24 protein-coding genes, 2 tRNA genes and 2 other RNA genes are annotated in these 23,496 nt (G+C 58.9%); 14 read left to right on the top strand and 14 right to left on the bottom strand.

Annotation, left to right across the window (positions count from 1 at the left end; all coding sequences use genetic code 11):
- Positions 1–5 precede the first annotated feature (5 nt).
- The 4 genes from ACORQT_RS09505 to ACORQT_RS09490 are packed head-to-tail and all read left to right on the top strand — an operon-like array spanning position 6 to position 1,803.
- Positions 6–182 (top strand): hypothetical protein, encoded by a 177-nt coding sequence (locus ACORQT_RS09505; protein ID WP_168166355.1) that lies wholly within the window; start codon positions 6–8, stop codon positions 180–182.
- Positions 183–232: 50 nt separating this feature from the next.
- On the top strand, positions 233–439 hold the full coding sequence (locus ACORQT_RS09500; RefSeq protein ID WP_444859366.1) for a hypothetical protein: 207 nt from the start codon (positions 233–235) through the stop codon (positions 437–439).
- Complete coding sequence (locus tag ACORQT_RS09495) at positions 405–746, top strand: excisionase (protein WP_444859365.1); 342 nt, start codon at positions 405–407, stop codon at positions 744–746. The genes ACORQT_RS09500 and ACORQT_RS09495 overlap by 35 nt, the downstream gene beginning before the upstream one ends.
- Complete coding sequence (locus ACORQT_RS09490; protein WP_444859364.1) at positions 721–1,803, top strand: tyrosine-type recombinase/integrase; 1,083 nt, start codon at positions 721–723, stop codon at positions 1,801–1,803. Before ACORQT_RS09495 ends, ACORQT_RS09490 begins: the two co-directional genes overlap by 26 nt.
- Before the next feature lie 316 nt (positions 1,804–2,119).
- On the opposite strand, the gene ACORQT_RS09485 is transcribed toward ACORQT_RS09490, so the two are convergent.
- The 4 genes from ACORQT_RS09485 to ftnA form a co-directional block, all read right to left on the bottom strand.
- Positions 2,120–2,461 carry a YebY family protein gene (locus tag ACORQT_RS09485; protein ID WP_016928154.1) on the bottom strand — a complete coding sequence of 114 codons (342 nt, stop codon included), beginning with the start codon at positions 2,459–2,461 and terminating at the stop codon, positions 2,120–2,122.
- A 69-nt stretch (positions 2,462–2,530) separates the two neighbouring features.
- Positions 2,531–3,412 carry a copper homeostasis membrane protein CopD gene (gene copD, locus ACORQT_RS09480; RefSeq protein ID WP_042784225.1) on the bottom strand — a complete coding sequence of 294 codons (882 nt, stop codon included), beginning with the start codon at positions 3,410–3,412 and terminating at the stop codon, positions 2,531–2,533.
- A gap of 2 nt (positions 3,413–3,414) precedes the next feature.
- On the bottom strand, positions 3,415–3,831 hold the full coding sequence (gene yobA / locus ACORQT_RS09475; RefSeq protein WP_046686875.1) for a CopC domain-containing protein YobA: 417 nt from the start codon (positions 3,829–3,831) through the stop codon (positions 3,415–3,417).
- A gap of 293 nt (positions 3,832–4,124) precedes the next feature.
- A complete protein-coding gene (gene ftnA / locus ACORQT_RS09470) occupies positions 4,125–4,643 on the bottom strand; it encodes a non-heme ferritin (protein ID WP_033642716.1) in 519 nt (172 codons plus the stop codon).
- A gap of 340 nt (positions 4,644–4,983) precedes the next feature.
- Between ftnA and ACORQT_RS09465 the strand changes: the two genes are divergently transcribed.
- Positions 4,984–5,214 carry a DNA polymerase III subunit theta gene (locus tag ACORQT_RS09465; protein WP_033642715.1) on the top strand — a complete coding sequence of 77 codons (231 nt, stop codon included), beginning with the start codon at positions 4,984–4,986 and terminating at the stop codon, positions 5,212–5,214.
- Between the two features lie 31 nt (positions 5,215–5,245).
- On the opposite strand, the gene pip is transcribed toward ACORQT_RS09465, so the two are convergent.
- Positions 5,246–6,199: a prolyl aminopeptidase gene (gene pip / locus ACORQT_RS09460; protein ID WP_164057145.1), complete on the bottom strand. Its 954-nt coding sequence runs from the start codon at positions 6,197–6,199 to the stop codon at positions 5,246–5,248.
- 177 nt (positions 6,200–6,376) lie between these two features.
- Complete coding sequence (gene dksA / locus ACORQT_RS09455; RefSeq protein ID WP_033652008.1) at positions 6,377–6,802, bottom strand: RNA polymerase-binding protein DksA; 426 nt, start codon at positions 6,800–6,802, stop codon at positions 6,377–6,379.
- A 369-nt stretch (positions 6,803–7,171) separates the two neighbouring features.
- Between dksA and ACORQT_RS09450 the strand changes: the two genes are divergently transcribed.
- Both ACORQT_RS09450 and exoX read left to right on the top strand, forming a co-directional pair.
- Complete coding sequence (locus ACORQT_RS09450; protein ID WP_164057146.1) at positions 7,172–7,918, top strand: carbon-nitrogen hydrolase family protein; 747 nt, start codon at positions 7,172–7,174, stop codon at positions 7,916–7,918.
- A 26-nt stretch (positions 7,919–7,944) separates the two neighbouring features.
- Positions 7,945–8,613, top strand: coding sequence for an exodeoxyribonuclease X (gene exoX / locus ACORQT_RS09445; RefSeq protein WP_033644251.1), 669 nt, complete (start codon positions 7,945–7,947; stop codon positions 8,611–8,613).
- Positions 8,614–8,648: 35 nt separating this feature from the next.
- Here exoX and ACORQT_RS09440 read toward each other — a convergent pair whose 3' ends face one another.
- The 6 genes from ACORQT_RS09440 to ACORQT_RS09415 form a co-directional block, all read right to left on the bottom strand.
- On the bottom strand, positions 8,649–10,682 hold the full coding sequence (locus ACORQT_RS09440) for a S9 family peptidase (RefSeq protein WP_047026280.1): 2,034 nt from the start codon (positions 10,680–10,682) through the stop codon (positions 8,649–8,651).
- 68 nt (positions 10,683–10,750) lie between these two features.
- On the bottom strand, positions 10,751–11,404 hold the full coding sequence (locus tag ACORQT_RS09435) for a tellurite resistance TerB family protein (RefSeq protein ID WP_108682279.1): 654 nt from the start codon (positions 11,402–11,404) through the stop codon (positions 10,751–10,753).
- Between the two features lie 149 nt (positions 11,405–11,553).
- A complete protein-coding gene (locus ACORQT_RS09430) occupies positions 11,554–12,132 on the bottom strand; it encodes a TorD/DmsD family molecular chaperone (protein WP_164057148.1) in 579 nt (192 codons plus the stop codon).
- A gap of 42 nt (positions 12,133–12,174) precedes the next feature.
- A complete protein-coding gene (locus tag ACORQT_RS09425; RefSeq protein ID WP_033642709.1) occupies positions 12,175–12,912 on the bottom strand; it encodes a phosphatase in 738 nt (245 codons plus the stop codon).
- Positions 12,913–13,002: 90 nt separating this feature from the next.
- Positions 13,003–13,944: a glyoxylate/hydroxypyruvate reductase GhrA gene (gene ghrA / locus ACORQT_RS09420; RefSeq protein WP_164057149.1), complete on the bottom strand. Its 942-nt coding sequence runs from the start codon at positions 13,942–13,944 to the stop codon at positions 13,003–13,005.
- Positions 13,945–14,071: 127 nt separating this feature from the next.
- Positions 14,072–15,538: a peptide MFS transporter gene (locus ACORQT_RS09415; RefSeq protein ID WP_444859425.1), complete on the bottom strand. Its 1,467-nt coding sequence runs from the start codon at positions 15,536–15,538 to the stop codon at positions 14,072–14,074.
- 446 nt (positions 15,539–15,984) lie between these two features.
- On the opposite strand from ACORQT_RS09415, the gene ACORQT_RS09410 reads away from it, so the two are divergent.
- The 5 genes from ACORQT_RS09410 (at position 15,985) to ACORQT_RS09390 (ending at position 17,765) form a co-directional block, all read left to right on the top strand.
- A tRNA-Ser gene (locus ACORQT_RS09410) sits at positions 15,985–16,074 on the top strand.
- A 44-nt stretch (positions 16,075–16,118) separates the two neighbouring features.
- A non-coding RNA gene (locus tag ACORQT_RS09405) (RtT sRNA) lies at positions 16,119–16,239 on the top strand.
- Between the two features lie 364 nt (positions 16,240–16,603).
- Positions 16,604–16,693, top strand: a tRNA-Ser gene (locus ACORQT_RS09400).
- A gap of 46 nt (positions 16,694–16,739) precedes the next feature.
- A non-coding RNA gene (locus ACORQT_RS09395) (RtT sRNA) lies at positions 16,740–16,859 on the top strand.
- A gap of 219 nt (positions 16,860–17,078) precedes the next feature.
- Positions 17,079–17,765 (top strand): FRG domain-containing protein, encoded by a 687-nt coding sequence (locus tag ACORQT_RS09390; RefSeq protein ID WP_089196927.1) that lies wholly within the window; start codon positions 17,079–17,081, stop codon positions 17,763–17,765.
- Positions 17,766–17,873: 108 nt separating this feature from the next.
- On the opposite strand, the gene ACORQT_RS09385 is transcribed toward ACORQT_RS09390, so the two are convergent.
- A complete protein-coding gene (locus ACORQT_RS09385; protein ID WP_033642706.1) occupies positions 17,874–18,230 on the bottom strand; it encodes a helix-turn-helix domain-containing protein in 357 nt (118 codons plus the stop codon).
- 297 nt (positions 18,231–18,527) lie between these two features.
- On the opposite strand from ACORQT_RS09385, the gene sdeA reads away from it, so the two are divergent.
- Complete coding sequence (gene sdeA, locus ACORQT_RS09380; RefSeq protein WP_042784221.1) at positions 18,528–19,715, top strand: multidrug efflux RND transporter periplasmic adaptor subunit SdeA; 1,188 nt, start codon at positions 18,528–18,530, stop codon at positions 19,713–19,715.
- Positions 19,716–19,739: 24 nt separating this feature from the next.
- Complete coding sequence (gene sdeB, locus ACORQT_RS09375; RefSeq protein WP_444859363.1) at positions 19,740–22,883, top strand: multidrug efflux RND transporter permease subunit SdeB; 3,144 nt, start codon at positions 19,740–19,742, stop codon at positions 22,881–22,883.
- Positions 22,884–22,948: 65 nt separating this feature from the next.
- On the opposite strand, the gene ACORQT_RS09370 is transcribed toward sdeB, so the two are convergent.
- A complete protein-coding gene (locus ACORQT_RS09370) occupies positions 22,949–23,428 on the bottom strand; it encodes an RrF2 family transcriptional regulator (protein ID WP_033642703.1) in 480 nt (159 codons plus the stop codon).
- Positions 23,429–23,496 lie beyond the last annotated feature (68 nt).

The raw sequence follows: 23,496 nt of genomic DNA, 5'->3' as shown, positions 1-23,496 counted from the left end.
CTCACATGCTGAGAATGTACCTGGCCAAAGGCGATGCGGTGCACGTGACCTTCCCTGACGGTACCACCGGAATCATTGAGGCCGAGAGCCGCGGCGAGCTGGCTTTCCACTTCCCGCAATCTGTACGCCTGACACGCGAGAAAGAAGCCTTTAAAAAACCAATTACGCCTAATCAGAAATAACCACCCCCGCCATGTTTGCATTGTTGGAAACCACACAACGGGGAACAGCAATGCAACCATGGCAACCAGGCGCCCGCCTACTCTCTGATTTCGATATCAAGATCGGCCGGCTGTCTGCCAGCGTCAGAAAAGTGACGCTGAACGATGACGATATCGCCCGGGCGTGTCGTGTGACCGACGACGCAATCGCTCAATTACTGAAGTTGAAACAGAGGAAAGACCATGTCCAACAAATTGATCCAGGGGAGTTGCAATAGTCATCTTCCAAACACAATCTGCAGCACTAGCCACGCCGTATTTTTGACCTTAGAGGAATGGTGCAATAGCACTTACCCTGGGAAAAAACCGTCATTGCAAACTCTTCAGCGCTGGGCTCGAAACGGCAATTTTTACCCGGCGGCTGAAAAACATGGGAAGCAATACAGGCTTGTACCTAGTGCCATATACATAGACCCAAGCGATCCTCGCTTAGGTAAAAAAATAAAAGAAGCTCGCAGCATCGAGCCAGCAAGAACAGCGTTCATGGAGAAAGTGATTAATGACTCGACAAAGGGGGGAATATGACATGCGACTGCCCAAAAACCTGACATTTCGCCGTAAGGGAAAAACTTTCTACTGGCGCAATCCTGTCACAAAAAAGGAAATCTCGCTGGGTCAGATCTCACGCCGTGAGGCGATTTCACAAGCGATCGAGGCTAATCATTACATCGAGCAGAATTTCTCCCCTATTCTGCTCCTGGAGAAAATCAAAGGTAGTCACGAATACACCCTAAACACTTGGCTCGAGCGGTACGATATCCTTTTTAAACGTCGCCAATTGGCCGAGAACACCTATAAGGTACGCACCGGGCAACTAGCCATTATCCGTGAACGACTGGGAAGCATGGTGCTATCCAAAATTACGACTAAACACATCGCTGAGTTCTTGGAGTTTTGGATCGCCCAGGACAAAAAAACGATGGCGACAGCCATGCGTTCCGTGCTTTCCGATATCTTCCGTGAAGCGATTGTTGAAGGTCATATCGAAAGCAACCCCGTAACACCTACCCGCGCCGCAAAAGTCGTGGTGAAGCGCGAACGCCTGGAACTGGCGCAATACGGGCCTATTCGTGGTGCAGCAGACACAATGCCTCCCTGGTTCGGCTTGGCGATGGATCTGGCTTTGGTTTGTGGCCAGCGCCGAGAAGATCTGACTCAGATGCGTTTCAGTCATGTCGTAAACGGTCGACTGCTTGTCGAGCAAGGGAAGACGGGCGCTATGATTTCCCTACCCCTCGATCTGGAGCTGAAAATCGTAGGCCTCCGCCTGGGGACGGTGATCGATCGCTGCAGGTTGGTCAGCACGACAGACTTTATGATCAGCGCAGGAATACGCAAAAACAGCCCTAATGGCTCACTACATCCTGATGGACTAACGAAAAAATTTGTTGCGGCGCGGAAGGCTTCAGGTTTGCCGTTCGAGGAAAGTCCGCCGACCTTTCACGAGATCCGCAGTTTGGCTGGCCGGCTGTATGAGAAGGAAAGAGGGAAAGATTTTGCGCAAAAACTGCTGGGGCATTCATCAGAAACGATGACGTTGAAATACCTCAATACGAGGGGGAAAGAGTACGTAATGCTGTAAAAGACCGAATATCAAAATTCGAGTAAATTTCGAGTAAATTCGAGTTTTGATAAAATAAATCAATAAAATCAATAAGTTAAAAAAAGACCGAATACGATTCCTATATTCGGTCTAGGGAAATGGCTCTTGGGAGAGAGCCGTGCGCTAAAAGTTGGCATTTAATGCAGGGCTTGTTCAGCCGTGCACTTTAAGAGTAGCCTACCGCGCCAGTTTTGCCAGCCGCCCGGCGGCCGCGTGATAGTTTCGTGACGAAATAACTATGCGGCAAATGCGCATCAATCTGCGCGCGCTGGGCAAGGCGTTGGCAAACAAGCGGTTAGTCAGCGCACAGCTTCTCGGCGCGTTCGATAAACGGCGCCATGCTCATTTTCTTCCCCGGTTCAGCGGGATCGTCCAGCAGGATCACGTCCAGCGGCTGCGCGCGCTGATGGCCCTTCTTCACCTGCTGCTCCGCCGCGTCGTTGAGCGGGTATTGCATCAGGGTGCTGTTATTCAGCACGAACAGCGCGCCGCCGCTGCGGCACTGCAGCGTCACCTCTTCCTTGGTGAACGCCCACTGTTTGCCGTACTCCAGTTTGGTGATGTTAACCAGTTTGTCTGCCGCCAGCGCGCCGGTCGCGGTTGCCAGCAGCGTAATGCCGAGTAATACCGATTTCATGTGATGGCCTTAAGGTTGCTATTCGCGTCGATTTTCCCGCAGCTTGCCGGCCTGCGGCAAGCTGAAATGTCAAACCGGCGCATAGGTTGCAAATAAACTGACCAGCAGCAGCACCGCCATCCCCAGCCCGACTTCGAGCCAGCAGGCCAGCACCACCCCGCGCTGCGCCAGCGCCGGTACGCGGCTCATCGCCGGCACGATGGCGTAGCGATTGGCCAGCGCCACCATCACCATCAGCGCCACCAGCGCGGTTTTGATCAGCAGCAGGCGCTGATAAGGCGAGCTGAGATTAAGCGGCCAACCGCCGAGTATGATCAGGCTGTTGACGATGCCGGTGACGATCACCGCCGCCACCGCCAGGTGCCCCCAGCGCGAGAAACGGATCAGCGTGGTGATGGCGTCGCTGCGCCACTGCGGCGGCTGCAGGTAGCGCAGGCAAACCAGCAGCGGCGCCAGACTGCCGAACCAGTAACCGGCGGCCAGCAGGTGCGCCGCATGGTTGGCGCGGTGCAGCGCGCCCAGCGCGCCTTCGTGCATCGCCGCGTGGCCGATGAACGCCAGGCTCACCAGCAGCAGCGCTGAGCACAGCGCCAACGCCTGCGCGCGCGGCCGTTCCGGTAGCAGCAGGCTCAGGATCGCCAGCAGCGACAGGCCCAGATGCCAGCGCCACACTTCGCCGAAGGTGGTGCCGAGCACCGCCCACCAAACCTCCAGCCGCCAGGTGTCTTGCCAACCGTCGCCCATCTGCCCAGCCTGAATGGCCAGCAGCGCCACGGCGGAAAGCCCGGCAATCCAGGTGCCGGCAAGCAGCAGCGGACGCACATCGCGGGAGAGGATCGGGGAAAGGCGCTGCGGTGCCAATAAGGCGGTGAACAGACTGATGCCAAACATCAGCATCACCGCCGCAAAGTGCACCAAGCGACACAGAACGAACAGGGTCGCCAAACTCACGATCAGTTTACGGTGAAGCTGTACTGGCCTTTGGTTTTATGCCCGTCGACCGACACCACATGCCAGCTGACGTTGTATTTGCCCGCGCTCAGCTCGCCTTCGATCGGCACGTTGACCTGGGTGTTGTTGTTCGGATCGAGCTGCAGCTTGCCGGTTTTCACCACAGCGTTATCCGGGCCGGTGATTTTCACGCCGCTGAAGTTCGGCTCGATGCCTTCGGAGAAGCTGAGAGTCAGCGCCTTCGGCGCCGGGCTGACGCTGGCGTCGGCCTTCGGCGTTTCCACTTTCAGGTGAGCGTGCGCCAAGGCTTGCTGTGAAGACAGGCCAACGAACAGGACGAAAACGGTGGAAAGCAGGCGACAGGAGGAACGAATTTTACCGATCACAGTGGTATCCCTTAACAATATAAAGAGGGTCATAAGGGTTAAGGCCACAGCCAAGGCGATGTATCAGCGGCCCCAACCCACCGCAAATGATTGCGCCACGGGTAAACAGAAAAACGGGTTGTATCGGCTAACCCGCTGTTTTGACTCTACCATCCCTGTAGCGTATCGCGGTAAATCATAACGAGCACGCCTCAGCAAGTCGAGCGCATCACTGGCATTTTGCGATCCGGCAGCACGTATCGCCGCATAACCGCGATAAACGCAGGGTAAAAAAAACCACGCGTCGGGTTTGCCCCGCGCGCGGTTTTTCAATGTTCAGTCAGGAATCAGGCCTGGCCGTTGCCGCCCTGGCCCATCGCGCCCATTTTCTTCAGGTCTTTGTCGATGAAGAACAGGCCTTTGCCGCTGGTGCCCACCAGCGCCAGCTTATCCAGCACGGATTTGAACAGTTTCTCTTCTTCGTGCTGCTCCGCCACGTACCATTGCAGGAAGTTGAAGGTGGAGTAATCGTGAGAGGACATTGCCGCGTGCGCCAGCTCGTTGATCTGACGGGTGATCAGCTTCTCGTGTTCGTAGGTCTGCTCGAACACGTCCGCCAGCGACTCAAACGCCACCGGCGGGGCCGCGATGGTGCCCAGCAGCGGCAGAGAGCCGGTGTCACTCAGGTAGTCGAACAGACGTTGCATATGCTGCATCTCTTCCTGAGAGTGCTCTTTAAGAAATGCGGCGGCGCCTTCAAAGCCTTTGTCGCTGCACCATGCGCTCATCTGCAGATACAGGTTGGCGGAGTAGAACTCCAGATTCAGTTGCTCATTCAGCTTTTGAGTCATTTCTTGCGTCAGCATAATCATTCCTTTTATTTTGCAGGTCATGAATTTAATTTCCGCGCATTATGCCCTGTCGCCGTAAAAATAAAAACACCTTATTTACATTCAAACCAAATCAATTACAAAAACAAATTATATCAATAAGTTAAAATATCATAAAATTATTGGTAATTAACATGATAATTATTTAGATCTTTTATTTTAATCAAAAAGCGAATCATTCTTATTTAAAAGAATAAATAGATTGCATTACTCTTGGATAAATATCGCCCGCCGCCGCGGCGCAACGGGCTTGCCAAGCGCCGCCGGGTGGATTACCTTCTGCGCAGATTCAATGCGGCAAAGTAAGGAGCATAAGGTGGGTTACAATCTGGCCGAGTTGTCCAAAGAAGAAATGGACAGGGTGAATGTGGATCTCGCCGCCTCAGGCGTGGCGTACAAAGAGCGTTACAACATGCCGGTGATCCCGGAAGTGGTGGAGCGCGAGCAGCCGGAGCCGCTGCGCGACTATTTTCGCGAGCGCGTGGCGCACTACCGCGCGGAATCCCACAAGTTTTCGCGTCTGCCTTACGAACCGAAGGCCAAATAACAAAACCCGCCGTTACGGCGGGTTTTTCGTGTCACTTGCCGGCGAATCGGTCGGTGGCGATCATCAGCTGGTGCAAAATGCCCGGTTCATCAAACGAATGCCCCGCCCCTTCCACGATATGCAGCTCCGCCTCCGGCCAGGCCTTGGCCAGATCCCAGGCGTTCTGCACCTGGCAGGCCATGTCATAGCGGCCGTGGACGATCACCGCCGGGATATGGCGGATCAGCGGCACGTTGCGCAGCAGTTGGTCATCGCTCTCCAGGAACCCCAAATGCGTGAAGTAGTGGTTTTCAATGCGGGCGAACGCCAGCGCGAAATCATCCTCGCCGAACGAAGCGGATTCACGGCTTGGCAACAGCGTCACCGTTTCCCCTTCCCACACGCTCCACAGTTTGGCCGCTTCGAGCTGCACCTGCGGATCGGCTGAAGTCAGCCGCTGCCGATAGGCGGCAATCACGTCTTTGCGCTCGTCATCCGACAGAATGGACAGCACGCGCTCCCACTTGTCCGGGAAGAAGCGCGAAGCGCCGTCCTGGTAATACCAATGCAGCTCCTGCTTGCGCAGGGTAAAGATGCCGCGCAGCACCATTTCACTGACGCGCGCCGGGTGGGTCTGCGCATAGGCGATCGCCAGCGTAGATCCCCAGGAGCCGCCGAACACCAGCCACTGCTCGACGCCGGCCATTTCGCGCAGCCGCTCGATATCGGCCACCAAATGCCAGGTGGTGTTGTTGTCCAGACTGGCGTGCGGACGGGAGCGGCCACAGCCGCGCTGATCGAACAGCAATACCTTGTAGCGCTCGGGATCAAACAGCTGGCGATGATGCGCAGAGATGCCGCCGCCCGGCCCGCCATGAATGAAGACCGCCGGTTTACCGTTCGGGTTGCCGCTCAGCTCCCAGTAGATCCGGTGGCCATCCCCAGTGTCCAGCCAACCGCTGTCGTATGCCGCTAACGGCGGGTACAAACCTCGTAATTGTTCCATGGCGCTTTCCGTCTCTCTGTGAGTCATGCTTTCATCAAAGCGGAAGCCGCCCGGCAGGTCAACGGTAAAACCTGAAAACTCAAACGCGCGCCGGGAACTCGGCGCGCGTTTGCTCAAAATCGCAACGACCCGCCTGCAAAATGCCCACAGGCCCGATCAGTTCACGCCTTGTTACGCCTACACGCCTTTACGCATATGCGGCTCGCGCATCTCCTGTGCGGTTTTCGCCTCGATGCTCAGTTCCGCCGTCGGGCGCAACATCAGGCGTGCCAAGCCGATGGGTTCGCCGGTTTCCCGGCAGTAGCCGTATTCGCCGTTCTGCAACCGCGCCAGCGCCGCATCGATTTTCGGCAGCAGGCGGCTTTCGCGATCCAACTGGCGGAACAACAGGCGCAGTTCTTCTTCGCGCGCCGCCTTGTCGGCTTCATCGCCCGTCGCTTCGCCGCTGTCGATCGCCTTCTTCAGCTCATCGATGTGCAACAGCAGTTTTTGCCGCTCATCCTGCAGCAGCTGGCGGAAAAAAGCCCGTTGAACCGAGTTCATGTAATCAGAATCCGGCATGGCCAGCAGTTGCTGCGCATCCGGTAATGTCATCACTGTCATTGCGTTCTCCGAACCCTAAAAGTGTAATATTATAACATAATAATTATTTTAAGCACCCGGTCATCCAAAAACAAAATTTCACGTGCAAACAGCCTGTTACATACTACTTGCACTTTGTCGCTTGCATCCTGTCGGCTTTAGGCGGTTAATGGCTGAGCAAGCCACCCAATCATAGGTAACGAGAGGCCATCATGAGTAAGGGAATGGATAGCAAAAAAAATGCGAAGAAGAAGCCGTTGAAAACCCCAGCCGAGAAACGTGCGGAGAAACGCGCCAAAAAAGCGCATCCGTCTGGTGAGTAAGCGTCCTTCCATCCGTCATTAAACCCGCCAAGGCGGGTTTTTTATTGCCTCACTGGAGAGATGGCCAATGCCCTGCTTTACCCTCGCCGCAGCCCAATACCCCGCCGCTGCGGCCAATATCGCCTGCAACCTTGAACGTCACCTTGAATTTGTCGCGCAGGCAGCCGAACAGCAGGTGCAACTGCTGGTTTTTCCCGAACTGTCGCTAAGCGGCTATGAGCTGGCCGATGCCGCCGAACTGGCGCTGACGCTGGACGATCCGCGTCTGCAACCGCTCACTGCGGCGGCGCAATCGCATCAGATGACGATCATCGTCGGCGCGCCCTTGCGCAGCGGCCAGGCGCTGCATATCGCCGCCTTGATCTTTCACCCCAACGGCGCGGTGGCCGCCTATACCAAGCAACATCTGCACGGCGCGGAACAACAACGGTTCTTGCCCGGTAATGGCGGCACGCTGCTGGAAATACATCGGCAACGCATCGCGCTGGCTATCTGCGCCGACACCTCGCAACCCGGCCACGCAAGCGCCGCCGCGCTGGCGGGTGCGCAGATTTATGCCGCCGGCGTGCTGGTATCTGAAGCCGGTTACGCGAAAGACAGCGCTGTGCTGGCAGGCTATGCCCGTCGTTATGGCATGGTCACGCTGATGGCCAACCATGCGGCGCCGACCGGAGGCTGGATCCCGGCAGGCCGCAGCGCCATCTGGGATGAAACGGGAGCGCTTTTGGTTGCCGCGCCGGATGACGCCCCTGGTCTTATCATCGCCGACAAGACCCGCGACGGTTGGCACGGCCGCCTGTGCCGGTTAAGCTGAAACCTGACGGCAACGCGGAGGAAAGCATGACGTTACGCGTAATAGATACCGAGACCTGCGGGCTGGACGGCGGCGTGGTGGAAGTGGCCTCCCTCGATCTGCTCGACGGCCAATTGACCAACCCGATGAGCGACCTGATCAGTCCGGACCGCCCCATCAGCCTCGACGCGATGGCTATTCATCACATCACCGAACAGATGGTGGAAGGCAAACCGCGCATTGCGGTGGCGATCGGCCGCTATCAGGGCAGCCCCTACTATGTGGCGCACAACGCCGCCTTTGATCGCGGGGTGTTGCCGGAGATGAACGGCGCCTGGATCTGCACCCTCAAGCTGGCGCGCACGCTGTATCCGGACATCAAGTACGGCAACCAGTATCTGCGCTACGCGCTGAATCTGGACGTGCAGCTGCCGGCAGACGCCACGCTGTACCCGCACCGCGCGCTGTACGACTGCTACGTCACCGCCGCGCTGCTGCAACGCATCATCAAGGATTCGGGCTGGACGCCGGAGCAAATGGTGCAGATCACCGAACAGCCGGTGCTGCTGAAGAAGTTCAAGTTCGGCAAATATCGCGGGCAGGAGATCGATCGCATCGCCCAGGAAGACCCCGGCTATCTGCGCTGGATGCTGAAATCCATCGACGATCTGAGCCCGGACATGAAACACACGCTGAAATACTATCTGATTGGCTAACACAGCGGGCGGCGCAGGCCGCCCGCCGCACACCGTTATTCCGCCAGCGCCAGAATGAAGGCGTACTCTAACGCAATATCCTCATAGGCCTTGAAGCGGCCGGATTTGCCGCCGTGGCCGGCATCCATGTCGGTATACAGCAGCAGTTGCCGATCGTCGGTTTTCAGCTCGCGCAGCTTGGCCACCCACTTGGCCGGCTCCCAATACTGCACCTGCGAATCGTGCAGGCCGGTGGTCACCAGCAGATGCGGGTACTCCTGCGCTTTCACCTGATCGTACGGGCTGTACTGCTTGATGTAGTCGTAATAGGCCTGCTCGTTCGGGTTGCCCCACTCGTCGTATTCGCCGGTGGTCAGCGGAATGGACTCATCCAGCATGGTGGTCACCACGTCGACGAACGGCACCTGCGCCACCACGCCGTGGAACAGTTGCGGCGCCTGGTTGATCACCGCGCCCATCAGCAGGCCGCCCGCGCTGCCGCCCATCGCGAACACTCGCTTGCCGTCGCCGTACCCTTGGGCGACCAGCGTTTCGGTCACGTCGATAAAGTCGTTGAAGGTGTTCTGCTTGTTGAACAACTTGCCGTCTTCATACCACAGCTGCCCCAGCTCGCCGCCGCCGCGAATGTGCGCCAACGCGAACACGACACCGCGATCCAGCAGGCTCAGGCGGCTGGCGCTGAACGCTGGATCCATGCTGCTGCCGTAAGAGCCGTAGCCATACACCATCAGCGGGTTGGCGCCGCGCTGGAAGCTGTCCTGGCGATACACCAGCGAAACCGGCACCTCGACGCCGTCGCGCGCCTTCACCCACACCCGCTCGCTGCGGTAGTTGTCCGGCGTGAAATTCTTCACTTCCTGCTGTTTGAGCATCGTCCGCTCGCCGCTGTCCATGTTCAGCTCGTACAGCGTGGTCGGGGTGGTCATCGACGAATAGCCGTAGCGCAGCAGCGCGGTTTCCGGATCCGGGTTATACGCCAGCCAGGTGGTGTAGGTCGGATCGTCGAAGGCGATGCGCTTCTCTTCGCCGCTTTGCCAGTGGATCTGGCGCAGCAGCGTCAGGCCGGCATTGCGCTCTTCCACCACCAGCCAATCGCGGAACAGGCTGAAGCCCTCCAGCATCACGTCGGCGCGCGGGGCGATCAGCGTCTGCCACTGCGCTTCGTCCGCCTGCTCGCTCTGGTACAGGCCGAAGTTCTTGCCGTCCTTGTTGGAGCGGATATAGAAATGCTGGTGATAGTGATCGATGGCGTACTCGTGATCCTTGCGCCGCGGCACGAACAGCTGCGGCTTGGCATCCGCCCGATCGGCGTCCAGCAGCAGGATCTCCGAGGTGGTGGTGCTGCTCAGGTGGATCAGAATAAAGCGCTCGGAGGTGGTCTTCTCCAGCCCGACGTAGAAGGTATCGTCCTGCTCTTCGTAAATCAGCTCGTCCTGCTGCGGATCGCTGCCGACTACGTGGCGATAAACCTGATACGGCAACAGCGTCTTGGCGTGCTTGCGCACGTAGTACACCGTCGAGGAATCGTTGGCCCACTCGAAGCTGCCGGAGGTATTTTCCAGCACTTCGTCGGCCCAGCTGCCGTCGGCCAGGTTCTTGAAACGAATGTCATACTGGCGGCGCGACAGGAAATCCTCCGCCACCCCCAGACGCTGATTGTCGGGACTGACGTCCAGCCCGCCCAGGGTGTAAAACTCGTGGTTCTCGGCGCGTTGGTTGCCGTCGATAAGCACATCCCACTGCTCGCTCTCGGCCTGCGGCTGGCGCACATAAATCGCGTATTCGTTGCCCGGCTCGTAGCGCGTCTGATAGCGATAGCCGTGGCGCACGTAAGGCACCGAATGTTCCTGCTGCGGGATGCGCGCCACCATCTCTTCGTACAGGGCTTCGCGCAGCGCCTGCTGCGGCTTCAACATCGCATCGGTGTAGGCATTCTCCGCCTGCAGGTAGTCCAGCACCTGACGATCTGCGCGCTCATCGTCGCGCAGCCAGTAGTAGTCATCCACGCGCGTATCGCCGTGGATAGTGATGGGATAAGGCCGTTTTTCCGCTTTCGGTGGGGTCATCATTGCTAAATCATCCGCTTACATAGATTGCGGCAAGAGTGACACGATTCCCCCCGGCTTGCCAAGCGGCGCTATGCCAGCTCGCGCTTTTTCTCGTTGACGTCGCTCTCGATGCCCTGCTTGACGTCCGCCGGGATCTTCAGCGCCTGCGCCAGCGCATCAAGATAGCCGCGCTCCATAAAGTGATCGACGTCGATCACCAGACAACTCAGGTAATAAACCTCCAGCGCCTCGTCTTCGTTTTGCACGCTGCGGGCGATTAACGCCGGGTTGAGCGGCTGGTCGAGCGCTTCCTGCACCCAGCCCTGCGCCTCTTCCCCCACCTGCAGTTGCGCCAGGCTGTGATCGATGGCGCGCTGCTCGTCGGCATCGATATGGCCGTCGCTTTTGGCGGCGAACACCAGCGCCTGCACCAAACGCTTGGCGCGCAGATCCACCGGCGTGGTTTGCAAACCGAACTGCGGTTCGTCCTGATGGGTCTCTTTCACCCGCTGCTTGTACTTATTCCACAGCACCGCGCCCACCGCCGCGCTGCCGCCGATAATCAGCGCATTCTTGCCGAACTTACCCACCAGCTTGCGCGAAGATTTGTTGGCCAACAGCACGCCGACCAGGCCGCCCAGCGCCGTGGGCGCCAGCAGCTTGCCGATGCCTTCTGCCCCGCCCATCGCGCCGCCCTTCTGCCCGATCAACGTTTGAATCTGCTGCATCCAGTTACTTTTCATCATCTACCCCTTGCGTGAGAAAACGCGGCGCGCAGGCGCGGCCGAACCGACGGTAAACCGCCAGATTAGGGGATCTTTTGTCAATTTACGTCTGGGGGATGCAAACCTGTGTTTAGCGGGCCGGGCGGCCCGCCAGGATGGCTGCGGCGTTACGCGTCTTCGTCGCCCGCTTCGTCGTCCTGCTCGTACTCGGCCAGCTCGTCGCGCATCGCCTGGAGGGCGTCGCGGGTCATCAGCGCCAGCGTGCGGTAGAAACCGGTGGTGGCGTGCGCTTCCACTTTGCCGAGGAAGCGGCCGCACCACGGCAGCAGGAACTCGTCGAACAGCGCGATCTGCGCCTGTGCTTCATCTTCCTGCGACTGATCTTCCAGCCAGGACGCCGCCAGCAGCAGCTGGCCGAAATGGTCGGCCGGCGCCTCAGCCAGCGGCATGCCGCGCTGCTGCAGGAAGGCGCGCACTTCAGCCTCGCTTGCGTCTTCGACATAGTCGGAGCGGAACGGCGGCACGCTGCATTCACTGCCGACGAACATCGCATTGAAGTCGGTCGCCAGTTGGTTGACGTCGCCGCCCTGCTGCAGGCGCTTCAGCAGGTCATCCTGTTCCAGCGGCCAGTGCTGCTGCAGCTTGCCCTCTTTAATCAGCGCGAACAGCGGCACCAACAGCGGATCCTGCGGCTGGCGGTAGAACAGCGTACCCAGCACGCGGCAGACAATCGAAAACTCATTCATGATAAAGCCTTATTCAATACGGAAAATTTTGCCGGGACGATGTCACAAATCGGCCAATTCCGCAATCGCCGGCTTGCCGCGCCGCTCGAGAAAATCCAGCAGCCGGCGCGGGCTGACGTTGAGAATGCGCTCCTGCGGGAAGCCCACCTCTTCGATAATGCGCTCGCAGTGCTCAAAGTTACCCAGCGAAAAGGCGACGTGCGAATCCGAGCCCAGCGCCAGCCAGCCGCCGGCGTCGCGCACCGCGGCGGCGATCGCCCGACAGTTGGCCTCGCTGCCCTTGCGGGAGTGGGTGAACGACGAGTTATTCAGCTCCAGCGCCACCTCGTATTTGGCCGCCGCCGCCGCGACGGCGGGAATGTCGATCGGATAACGCGGGTTGCCGGGGTGGCTGATGATATGCACGTCCCCCTGCGCCATCGCGGCGATCATCGCTTCAGTATTGGACGCTTTATCCTGCGGCGCAAACACCGGCTCATGGAAACCGGCGATGATCACGTCGGTGGCCGTCAGCATCGGGCCGGTGCAGTCGATATCGCCCTGCAGGTTTTTGATGTTGGCTTCGATACCGCGCAAAATGCCCACGCCGTTCACCCGGCGCGGCCAAACGTGCATGTTCATAAAGTGCCAGTAGTGCGGCGCATCGGCCATGTCCGGGCCGTGATCGGTGATGGCGAACAGCTGGATGCCCTTCTGCCGGGCTTCGGCGATGTAATCGTGCAGCGTGCTGTAAGCGTGCGTGCTGGCGACGGTGTGCATATGCAAATCAACGGGATACATTGTTTCTCCTTCCAGAGGGCCTGCCCGCAGCGGTGCGGGCGGGCGCGATGACGGTGTCAGCTTATCAGTTACCGAACGGCGGCTGAAGGATCAGTACCCCCGTTGCCTGTCGACCACGCCGGCAGGGGTATGCCCCGCCTCCAGCGCGCGAATGTTGGCGGCGATCTGATCCATCGCCTGCTGCGGCAACGTGATGGCAGCAATATGCGGGGTAATGGTGACACGCGGATGACGCCAGAACGGGTGATCCTGCGGCAGCGGCTCACGGGCGAACACGTCCAGCGTGGCGGCGGCCAGTTGCCCCTGCTCCAGCGCCGCCAGCAGATCGGCTTCCACCAGGTGCGCGCCGCGCGCGATGTTGATGAGGTAGGCGCCCGCGCTCAACTGTGCGAACAGCTCGCGGTTGAGGATGCCAACGGTCTCCGGCGTATTGGGCAGCAGGTTGATCAGCAGTTTGACGCCGTCGAGGAAGGCCGCGCGCTGAGTCTCCCCGGCGAAGCTTTGCACGCCGTTAATCTGTTTGGCGCTGCGGCTCCAGCAGCGCACGCTAAAGCCAAACTCGGTCAGCTTACGCGCCACGCTCTGCCCCAGCACGCCGGCGCCGAGGATGCCGATGGTGAAATCATCCAGCGAGTGCGGATCGAGCGGCTGCCATTCCTGCCGCTGCTGCAACGCCTGATACTCGTCGAAACGGCGGAAATAGCGCAGCACATAGCTCAGCGCATATTCCTGCATCTGCTGCGCCATGCCGGTATCCTCCAGCCGCAGCAGCGGCACGCCGGCGGGCAGCGTGCCGGGGTGTTTGCGCTCCTGATCGAGAATGGCGTCGACGCCGGCGCCGAGGGCGAACACCGCTTTCAGATCGCGGCGGTTGGCTAACATCTCGTGCGGCGGGCGCCATACCAGCGCGTAATCCGCCGGCCGCTCGTCGCCGCGCTGCCATTCGCGGATCTCGGCCTGCGGCAGGCGTTGCTTGATGCCGGTCAGCCATTCCTGGGCGTTAAATAAGGGATGGTAATAGATGATGTTCATACTGCGGGCTCCCGTTTGTTTTTATTGGTTTTCCTTCAGCCTTCCGCGATTCATCGCCGGATGCAAGCGTTAAAGCCCAAAATAAAAACAGCCCCGACCAGTGGGGCTGTTGTGCATGTGCGCAAAATCAGGCGGCAGACGCGCCGTCGCGCCGGATAAGACGCCGCAACAGCGGAATTAAAATCAGCATCGCCACGCCGACGCCCGTCGCCCCCCAGCCCAGCGCGCTGAAGATTTCGCTGTAGCCGGGATTGGTTTGCAGCGGCGTACTGCCGCTGTTTTCCGGCATCAGGCCGGATACGTAGCCCGCCAACACCGAAGCGACGCCGGTCACCATCATCCAGCAGCCCATCATCACACCCTGATAGCGCGGCGGCGCCAGCTTGCCGATCATCGCGTAACCGATCGGCGAGATCATCAATTCACCGACGCTTTGCAGCACATAGCTGATGACGATCCATTTAAACGCCACCAGCCCGTCGCCGCCCGCCATGCTGATGCCCAGCGGCAATACCAGCATGCCGAGCCCGATGCAAAACAGCGATCCGGAGAACTGCAGCGGAATGTCGATGTTGCAGCCGCGAGCGCGCAGGCGGTTGAACCACCAGGCCAGCAGCGGGCCGCCCACCACGATCACCAGCGTGTTGATGTTCTGGATCCACTGCGGCGCCACCTGAATGCCGTAAACGTTCAGATTGATGTTGTGCTCGGAGAACAGCATCAGCCCCATCGGCGCCAGCTGATACAGCGCCCAGAACACCAGCGACCCCAGCGCCAGGATCAGATAGGCCACCATTCTGCGGCGCTCATCGCGCGGATGGTGGCGCAGCGTCACGACGCACAGCATCAGGAAGATCAGCGCGCCGAGCACGATCACGAAATGGCCGCTGAACTCGGCATGGGTCAGCATCACGCGGATAATCGGCACCAGCGCCACCAGCACCGCCAACCCGACCAGCATGCGCCAGCGGTATTGGCTGCGGCTGGCGTCGTGGAGCGGCGTATTGAGATCGGCCAGAATGCGCCAGCGACAGACGGCGACGATGATCGCCGCCGCGTTGCCCAGCGTGGCGAACAGGAACAGCGCGCGATAATTTTCCGTCAGTTGGAAATACCCGGCCACAGTAAAGCCAACGAAGAACCCGAGGTTCATGCCGGCGTAATTCCACAGGAACGCCGATTCGCGCCGATCATCGTCCGGTTTGAAACGCTGGGTGAGCATCATATTGATGCAGGTCACGTTGAGACCGCTGCCGGTCAGGAACATCGCCAGCCCCCAGTACAACCCCCACACGCCCGCGACGGCAATCAGCGCGCAGCCGAACACCTGCAGCACCATACCGAGCACGAACAGATTGCGGTTGCTGAGGAAACGGCCGCCGAGATAGCCGCCGAACATGTGCAGGCCATAGTTGAAGGCGCCGAACACGCCCATCATGGCATTGGCGCTGCTTTCGTTGAAACCCAATCGCTTGGTGGCGTACAGCACCAGCGTGGAATAGAGCACGGCGAAACCCAGCGTGGCGAAGATCTGGATGAAGAACAGCGCCCCCGCGCCGGGGGGAATGGCATGGCGCGCTTGCGGCGCCGGCATGGCATCTGAAGGAGTCAAAACGAACCTCTACTGCATTATTATGTAATGAGTCTGTCCCTGTCTGCGGTATCGCCGGCCTGTCAACCGGCAATCTGCGCGGCGACGTGATGTTCCTTGCCAAAAACGCCGCGCCGACATGATTCCATTTAGCGACACATCTGACTAATAATCCAGTATTAATGCATATAACAGCAAACAACCCAACCTCAATGGCGAGATATTGAGCTATCTGTACAGAAAAAAGTCAAACAATCGGCTTTCACGCATTTTGCTCGCTGCCGCCCTGTCCGCCGGCGGCCGAGAGTCAGGATATCGTTCGGTAAATCAGCAAATTGCTGCAAGTTTGGCTAAACAGTCATGAGAATGAAATAAGAGGGTTGACGCTGAGATCAGATTCTCCTACATTAGCGCCCGTCGACAGCGCAAGGCGTTATCGGCAACAAAACGGTGAGGTGTCTGAGTGGCTGAAGGAGCACGCCTGGAAAGTGTGTATACGCGAAAGTGTATCGAGGGTTCGAACCCCTCTCTCACCGCCAAATTCAAAGAGAAAGCCTGGATTCGCGTCCAGGCTTTTTTTTTGCATGGCGCACCGCCGAGAGGGGTGAGAAGCCTCGACAGGGTTCGACAAAACGCCCGCGTTTTGGACCGCCAACGGCGGCCCGTAGGGTGAGCGCAGCGAATCAAGCCCTCTCTCACCGCCAAATTCAAAGAGAAAGCCTGGATTCGCGTCCAGGCTTTTTTTTTGCATGGTGCACCGCCGAGAGGGGTGAGAAGCCCCGACAGAGTTCGACAAAACGCCCGCGTTTTGGACCGCCAACGGCGGCCCGCCGCGAACGCCTCCCGCCTTACGCTGCCGAGGTTCCCCTTTTTCTCGGTTCTCCTCGAACCGCCTCTCTGATTTTCTCGCCCTTTCATGACTTCTGACGTGTAGTTCGCCGCAGTTTTCAACAAAGTGAACACGGCTTGAGCGGACAAGCAAAAACACAGAAATTATTCTTGACCGGATCGGCCCCACTCCCTATAGTAGCGCCCCGTTGCAGCGATGATTTCGCAACAAAAAAATATGGTGAGGTGTCCGAGTGGCTGAAGGAGCACGCCTGGAAAGTGTGTATACGCGAAAGTGTATCGAGGGTTCGAATCCCTCCCTCACCGCCATATTCTACGAAGAAGCCTGAACTCGCGTTCAGGCTTTTTTGTATGCATAGTGCACCGAGCGGGAGGGTGAGAATCCTCGACAGGGTTCGACAAAACGCTCGCGTTTTGGACCGCCAACGGCGGCCCGCAGGGTGAGCGCAGCGAATCAATCCCTCCCTTACCGCCATATTCTACGAAGAAGCCTACCATCACTTTCCTGATGGGTTTAATTTAAAAACCACTTAAATTAAACTCTATTTTCTTGAGAACGTCTCGGCAATCACGTCAAACGTATTTACTTAGAGTAAATGTAGAGATATATTTATCCCCATTAGCATCTTTCTACTTAGATGATTAGATAAATATATGCATTATCAACTCAACAAAAAATAAAAATAGGTTAAAAATGAAATCACAAACAGCAAAAAATTTTTCTGAATTTGTCGATATAGTGGAGAGACTTGGCAATGATTCGGAGCTGATGCTATTCAGGGGGCAAGCAGAAAAAGGTAATTTACTGCCAAGTATAGCGCGAAAAAATCCAAAAACCGACTCAACAAGTGCTGAGCAAGAATTAATAAAAGAGTTAAAGCGAATGGGCGCATCGATTCTACCTAAAAATGATCTTGATGATTGGGATCTCTTAGTAATAGCACAACACTTCGGCATGAAGACTCGGTTATTAGATTGGACTAGCAATCCACTTGCAGCCTTATTCTTTGCATGTAATGATTGGAAAAAAGGGGATGTTTATGTTTATGCACTGGATGCAAATCGATATCTGAAAGAGCCGCAAAAAGGACCATTTGACACAGGAAGAACACAGGTTATAAGGCCAAAGTTAAATAACCCTAGAATTATCGCGCAGCATGGTTGGTTTACTGCACATAAGTACTCAAAATCCTCTAAGAAGTTCGTTCCCCTGGAAAAAAACAATGAAATATCAGAGTCAGTTCAAGAAATAAAAATCCCAGAAGATACCAGGGAAAAACTATTAAAATCTCTAGACAGACATGGTGTCAGTAGCCGAACCTTATTCCCTGATTTGGAAGGGCTCTGTAAATATATAAACTGGAAAAACGAGACAAACTAATATCAAAACTTAACTGTAAAAATTTCGAGTTACTCAAAAAGTCATTTAGATGCTAACAAAAAAGCCCGAACGCAAATTCAGGCTTTTTTATTCCCACTGCCAAACCGCTCAGTGGTGCGTGCATCTCACCGCCGTCGGCTGCGCCAGTGCGCGGCGCCAGTCCCCCGGCGTTTGGCCGAACTGGCGTTTGAAGCTGCGGTTGAACGACTGCTGTGAGTCGAAGCCGAGCGAGATCGCCACGCTGACGATCGGTTCGCCGCTGTTGGCCAGGCGCTCCGCCGACACCTTCAGTTTTTGCATGCGGATATACTCCCCCAACGCATAGCCGGTCTGACGCTTGAACATGCGCTGCAGATGCCATTTGGAGTAGCCCGCGCGGTCCGCTACGGTGTTGATATCCAGTTTTTCTTCCAGATTGTTGTCGATCCACGTCTTCAAATCGGTAATGAAACCCGTCGTGTTCATGCTGATGCTCCCATCATGTCGGCAGGGTCCCCCTCTGCCCAGTGCGCATACGTTGCAACAGTTTCGCTTTAAATGCAATTTTTATTATTGCATTTACCAGAAAGCCGCCTCTATACTCCACCCAATTAATGTAACCGATATTGATACATTAATGTGACACCAATATGTTTCAAAACCTAACGTTGCGCCATGACAAGGCGCGGCGCCCCTTCCGCCGAACGCCGGCATGAAGGGAAAAGCCCGGAAAACAGGGCTGGGTATGGGGCCAGACAGCGCTTACTTATCGGAATAAAAATAATGCCAAATCAACCAAACTCATCGTTCAACGCCGGCGGCCGCACGCGCGCCTTCGCTCTGGGCCAGCGGCTCTCCGGGGTGGCGCTGCTGGCCGCCCTGCTCGCCGGGTGTGACAACAGCGTCGCGCACAACGCCCCGCCACCGCCGCCGGTGGTCAGCGCCGCCAGCGTGGTGGTCAAACCGATCAGCCAGTGGGATGCGTTCAATGGCCGGGTCGAAGCAGTGCAAAGCGTACAGCTGCGCCCGCGGGTTTCCGGCTACATCGAGCGGGTCAACTACACCGAAGGCGACGAGGTGAAGAAAGGCCAGGTGCTGTTCACCATTGACGATCGCACCTACCGCGCCGCGCGCGAACAGGCGCAGGCGGAGCTGGTGCGGGCGCGCAATCAGGCAGCCCTCGCGCGCAGCGAATCTTCGCGAACCGAGAAACTGATCGGCACTCAGGCCATCTCGCAAGAGGTGTGGGAACAGCGCCGTTCGTCCGCCGCGCAGGCGCAAAGCAACGTGCTGGCGGCGCAGGCCCAGCTCGATATGGCGCAGCTTAATCTCGACTTTACCCACGTCACCGCCCCGATCGACGGGCGCGCCAGCCGCGCGATGATCACCGCCGGCAACCTGGTCACCGCCGGCGACAGCGCCAGCGTGCTGACGACGCTGGTATCGCTCGATAAGGTTTACGTCTATTTCGACGTGGATGAGGCGACCTTCCTGCGCTATCAGCAGCAGGGCCGACACGACGCGCGCCTGCCGGTGAAGGTGGGCCTGGTGGGCGAAGACGGCACTCCGCATCAGGGGCTGGTGGACTTCACCGACAACCAGTTGAACGCCGGTACCGGCACCATCCGCATGCGCGCCCTACTCGACAACCGCGATCGCCGCTTCACGCCGGGGCTGTTCGCCCGCGTGCAGATGCCCGGCAGCGCCGAGTTCAACGCCATGCTGATCGACGACAAAGCGGTGATGACCGATCAGAACCGCAAGTTCGTTTACATCGTCGATAAAGACGGCAAGGCGCAGCGCCGCGACATCGACGTGGGCCGGATGGCCGAAGGATTGCGCATTGTGCAAAAAGGCCTGGTGAACGGCGATCGGGTGATCGTCGACGGCATGCAGAAAGTGTTTATGCCGGGCATGCCGGTCGACGCGAAAAGCGTCGCCATGACCACCACCGCCTCCGCCCTTAACTAAGCACCCAGCAGAGAATTCTGACCCATGGACTTTTCCCGTTTTTTCATCGACCGGCCGATCTTCGCCGCGGTGCTGTCGATACTGATTTTTGTCGCCGGGGTGATCGCCATTCCGCTGCTGCCGATCAGCGAGTACCCGGACGTGGTGCCGCCCAGCGTGCAGGTGCGCGCCGAATACCCGGGCGCCAACCCGAAAGAGATTGCTGAAACGGTGGCGACGCCGCTGGAAGAAGCGATCAACGGCGTCGAAAACATGATGTACATGAAATCGGTCGCCGGCTCCGACGGCGTGCTGGTGACCACCGTCACCTTCCGCCCGGGCACCGATCCCGATCAGGCGCAGGTGCAGGTGCAAAACCGCGTGGCGCAGGCCGAAGCGCGTCTGCCGGAGGATGTGCGCCGCCAGGGCATCACTACCCAGAAACAGTCTCCGGCGCTGACGCTGGTGGTGCATCTGGTATCGCCTTCCGGCAAGTACGACTCGCTGTACCTGCGCAACTACGCCACCCTGAAGGTCAAGGATGAACTGGCCCGCCTGCCGGGCGTCGGTCAGGTGCAGATCTTCGGCGCCGGCGAATACGCAATGCGCATCTGGCTCGATCCGAACAAGGTCGCCGCGCGCGGGCTGACCGCCTCCGACGTGGTGAGCGCCATGCAGGAGCAGAACGTGCAGGTCTCCGCCGGCCAGCTCGGCGCGGAGCCGATGCCGACGCGCAGCGACTATCTGCTGTCGATCAACGCCCAGGGCCGCCTGCAAACCGAAGAAGAGTTCGGCAACATCATTCTCAAGAGCGGCGATAACGGCGAGATCGTGCGGCTGCGCGACGTGGCGCGCATCGAAATGGGTTCCGGCAGCTACGCGCTGCGCGCCCAGCTCAATAACAAGGATGCGGTCGGCATCGGCATCTTCCAGTCGCCGGGCGCCAACGCCATCGAGCTGTCGGACGCGGTGCGCGGCAAGATGGCCGAGCTGGCGACGCGCTTCCCGGACGGCATGAGCTGGAAATCGCCGTACGATCCGACGGTGTTCGTGCGCGATTCGATCCGCGCGGTGGTGGACACCCTGCTGGAAGCGGTGATCCTGGTGGTGCTGGTGGTCATTCTGTTCCTGCAGACCTGGCGCGCCTCGATCATTCCCCTGTTGGCGGTGCCGATCTCCGTAGTCGGCACCTTCGCCGCGCTGTATCTGCTCGGCTTCTCGCTCAACACCCTTAGCCTGTTCGGGCTGGTGCTGGCGATCGGCATCGTGGTGGATGACGCCATCGTGGTGGTGGAGAACGTCGAGCGCAACATCGAAGAGGGGCTGTCGCCGCTGGCGGCAGCGCACCAGGCGATGCGCGAGGTCTCCGGCCCGATCATCGCCATCGCCGTGGTGCTGTGCGCGGTGTTTGTGCCGATGGCGTTCCTCTCCGGCGTTACCGGCCAGTTCTACAAACAGTTCGCCGTCACCATCGCCATCTCGACGGTGATCTCCGCCATCAACTCGCTGACCCTGTCGCCGGCGCTGGCGGCGCGCTTGCTGAAGCCGCACGGCGCGCCGAAAGATCTGCCGTCGCGCCTGATCGACCGGCTGTTCGGCTGGCTGTTCCGGCCGTTCAACCGCTTCTTCGCCAGCGGCTCGCAGCGTTATCAGCACGGGGTATCCCGCGTGCTGGGCCGACGCGGCGCAGTGTTCGTCGTCTACCTGCTGCTGCTGATCGCCGCCGGGGTAATGTTCAAGACCGTGCCCGGCGGCTTTATCCCGACGCAGGACAAGCTGTATCTGATTGGCGGCGTGAAGATGCCGGAAGGCGCCTCGCTGGAGCGCACCGATGCGGTGATCCGCAAGATGAGCGCCATCGGCCTGAGCGTGGACGGCGTCACCGATGCGGTGGCCTTCCCCGGCCTGAACGCGCTGCAGTTCACCAATACGCCGAATACCGGCACGGTATTCTTCGCGCTGGAGTCATTGAGCACCCGTACCCGCACCGCGGCGCAGATCAACGCCGAGATCAACGCGCGCATTTCGCAGATCCAGGAAGGTTTCGCCTTCTCGATCATGCCGCCGCCGATCCTCGGCATCGGCCAGGGTTCCGGCTATTCGCTGTACGTGCAGGATCGCGGCGGGCTGGGTTACGGCGCGCTGCAGACCGCGATCAACACGATGTCCGGCGCCATTATGCAAACGCCGGGCATGGGCTTCCCGATCTCCTCTTATCAGGCCAACGTGCCGCAGCTGGACGCCAAAATCGATCGCGACAAGGCCAAGGCCCAAGGGGTGCCGCTCAATGCGCTGTTCAGCACGCTGCAGACCTACCTCGGTTCGTCTTACATCAACGACTTTAACCGTTACGGCCGCACCTGGAAGGTGATGGCGCAGGCCGACGGCCAGTTCCGCGACAGCGTGGAAGACATCGCCAACCTGCGTACCCGCAACGACAAAGGCGAAATGGTGCCGATCGGCAGTATGGTCAGCATCGGCACGACCTACGGCCCGGATCCGGTGATCCGCTACAACGGTTTCCCGGCGGCGGACCTGATCGGCGACGCCGATCCGCGCGTCCTCTCCTCTACCCAGGCGATGAGCGCGCTGACGCAAATGGCCGGCAAGCTGTTGCCGAACGGCATGAACATCCAGTGGACCGATCTGAGCTACCAGCAATCGACCCAGGGCAACGCCGCGCTGGTGGTGTTCCCGGTCGCGGTGCTGCTGGCGTTCCTCGCGCTGGCGGTGCTGTATGAAAGCTGGACGCTGCCGCTGGCGGTGATCCTGATCGTGCCGATGACCATGCTGTCGGCGCTGTTCGGCGTGTGGTTGACCGGCGGCGACAACAACGTGTTCGTGCAGGTCGGGTTGGTCGTTCTGATGGGGCTGGCCTGCAAGAACGCGATTCTGATCGTCGAGTTCGCCCGCGAGCTGGAAATGCAGGGCAAAGGCATCGTCGAGGCGGCGCTGGAAGCCTGTCGCCTGCGGTTGCGACCGATCGTGATGACCTCCATCGCCTTCATCGCCGGCACCATCCCGCTGATCCTCGGCCACGGCGCCGGCGCCGAAGTGCGCGGCGTCACCGGCATCACGGTGTTCTCCGGCATGCTGGGGGTCACCCTGTTCGGGCTGTTCCTGACGCCGGTGTTCTACGTCACCCTGCGTCGCCTGGTGGCACGCAAAACGCAGACGCAGACGGCGTAATCCTCGTCTTAACATGCAAAAAGGTCGGGCATTGCCCGACCTTTCTTTATGCATCAGAACCGCGATTATTTATCGGCGGTTTCGGCCTCTTGCGCGGCGGCGTATTCCGCACAGGCGCGCTTGTCGCCCCGCTCCAGTTCGGCCAGCGAGTCAGCCACGGTGTGGCGCGCCAGCACCGCGAGCGAAGCCTGCTCGGCCTCGTTCACCACCGATTTAAAATACCAACAGGCGTTGGCGCTCACCAGGCAACGGGCCGGCACTTCAGGGCGTGAGGCCCAGATGCGCTTGTCGTCGATCACCGCCAGGTAGATATCCCGCAGGGTAATCTCTTCCGCCGGGCGGCCGAGGTGGATAGAGCCGTTTCGGCCCAGGGTGGAAACGATGATGCCGTCTTTGGTCAGCGGCACCATCAGTTTGCGGATAAAGCTCGGGTTAGCTTCCAGAGTGGCGGCGAGCGTGGCGCTCGTCGAACGCATGCCCTGCTTCTCAGCTACGGCGACGCTAAGGACCATTTGCAACGCTGTCGGAAAGCGAAAATCTAACATGTCGTTATCTCTGCGAGACGAAATACTCGGGTTTGGCCGGTGCGGCGATTAGCGCCGAACACACCGCT

This window comes from Serratia sp. (in: enterobacteria), assembly GCF_052400455.1.
GTDB classification, from domain to species: domain Bacteria; phylum Pseudomonadota; class Gammaproteobacteria; order Enterobacterales; family Enterobacteriaceae; genus Serratia; species Serratia ureilytica.
The sequence above is the reverse complement of the archived record's forward strand: the minus strand, read 5'-3'. Positions and strand labels throughout refer to the sequence as shown.

Coding starts and splice junctions, on each gene's coding strand:
- ACORQT_RS09505 (WP_168166355.1), top strand. CDS start 6: ATGCTGAGAATGTACCTGGCCAAAGGCGATGCGGTGCACGTGACCTTC.
- ACORQT_RS09500 (WP_444859366.1), top strand. CDS start 233: ATGCAACCATGGCAACCAGGCGCCCGCCTACTCTCTGATTTCGATATC.
- ACORQT_RS09495 (WP_444859365.1), top strand. CDS start 405: ATGTCCAACAAATTGATCCAGGGGAGTTGCAATAGTCATCTTCCAAAC.
- ACORQT_RS09490 (WP_444859364.1), top strand. CDS start 721: ATGACTCGACAAAGGGGGGAATATGACATGCGACTGCCCAAAAACCTG.
- ACORQT_RS09485 (WP_016928154.1), bottom strand. CDS start 2,461: ATGAAATCGGTATTACTCGGCATTACGCTGCTGGCAACCGCGACCGGC.
- yobA (WP_046686875.1), bottom strand. CDS start 3,831: ATGACCCTCTTTATATTGTTAAGGGATACCACTGTGATCGGTAAAATT.
- ftnA (WP_033642716.1), bottom strand. CDS start 4,643: ATGCTGACGCAAGAAATGACTCAAAAGCTGAATGAGCAACTGAATCTG.
- pip (WP_164057145.1), bottom strand. CDS start 6,199: ATGGAACAATTACGAGGTTTGTACCCGCCGTTAGCGGCATACGACAGC.
- dksA (WP_033652008.1), bottom strand. CDS start 6,802: ATGACAGTGATGACATTACCGGATGCGCAGCAACTGCTGGCCATGCCG.
- ACORQT_RS09450 (WP_164057146.1), top strand. CDS start 7,172: ATGCCCTGCTTTACCCTCGCCGCAGCCCAATACCCCGCCGCTGCGGCC.
- exoX (WP_033644251.1), top strand. CDS start 7,945: ATGACGTTACGCGTAATAGATACCGAGACCTGCGGGCTGGACGGCGGC.
- ACORQT_RS09440 (WP_047026280.1), bottom strand. CDS start 10,682: ATGATGACCCCACCGAAAGCGGAAAAACGGCCTTATCCCATCACTATC.
- ACORQT_RS09435 (WP_108682279.1), bottom strand. CDS start 11,404: ATGAAAAGTAACTGGATGCAGCAGATTCAAACGTTGATCGGGCAGAAG.
- ACORQT_RS09430 (WP_164057148.1), bottom strand. CDS start 12,132: ATGAATGAGTTTTCGATTGTCTGCCGCGTGCTGGGTACGCTGTTCTAC.
- ACORQT_RS09425 (WP_033642709.1), bottom strand. CDS start 12,912: ATGTATCCCGTTGATTTGCATATGCACACCGTCGCCAGCACGCACGCT.
- ghrA (WP_164057149.1), bottom strand. CDS start 13,944: ATGAACATCATCTATTACCATCCCTTATTTAACGCCCAGGAATGGCTG.
- ACORQT_RS09415 (WP_444859425.1), bottom strand. CDS start 15,538: ATGCCGGCGCCGCAAGCGCGCCATGCCATTCCCCCCGGCGCGGGGGCG.
- ACORQT_RS09390 (WP_089196927.1), top strand. CDS start 17,079: ATGAAATCACAAACAGCAAAAAATTTTTCTGAATTTGTCGATATAGTG.
- ACORQT_RS09385 (WP_033642706.1), bottom strand. CDS start 18,230: ATGAACACGACGGGTTTCATTACCGATTTGAAGACGTGGATCGACAAC.
- sdeA (WP_042784221.1), top strand. CDS start 18,528: ATGCCAAATCAACCAAACTCATCGTTCAACGCCGGCGGCCGCACGCGC.
- sdeB (WP_444859363.1), top strand. CDS start 19,740: ATGGACTTTTCCCGTTTTTTCATCGACCGGCCGATCTTCGCCGCGGTG.
- ACORQT_RS09370 (WP_033642703.1), bottom strand. CDS start 23,428: ATGTTAGATTTTCGCTTTCCGACAGCGTTGCAAATGGTCCTTAGCGTC.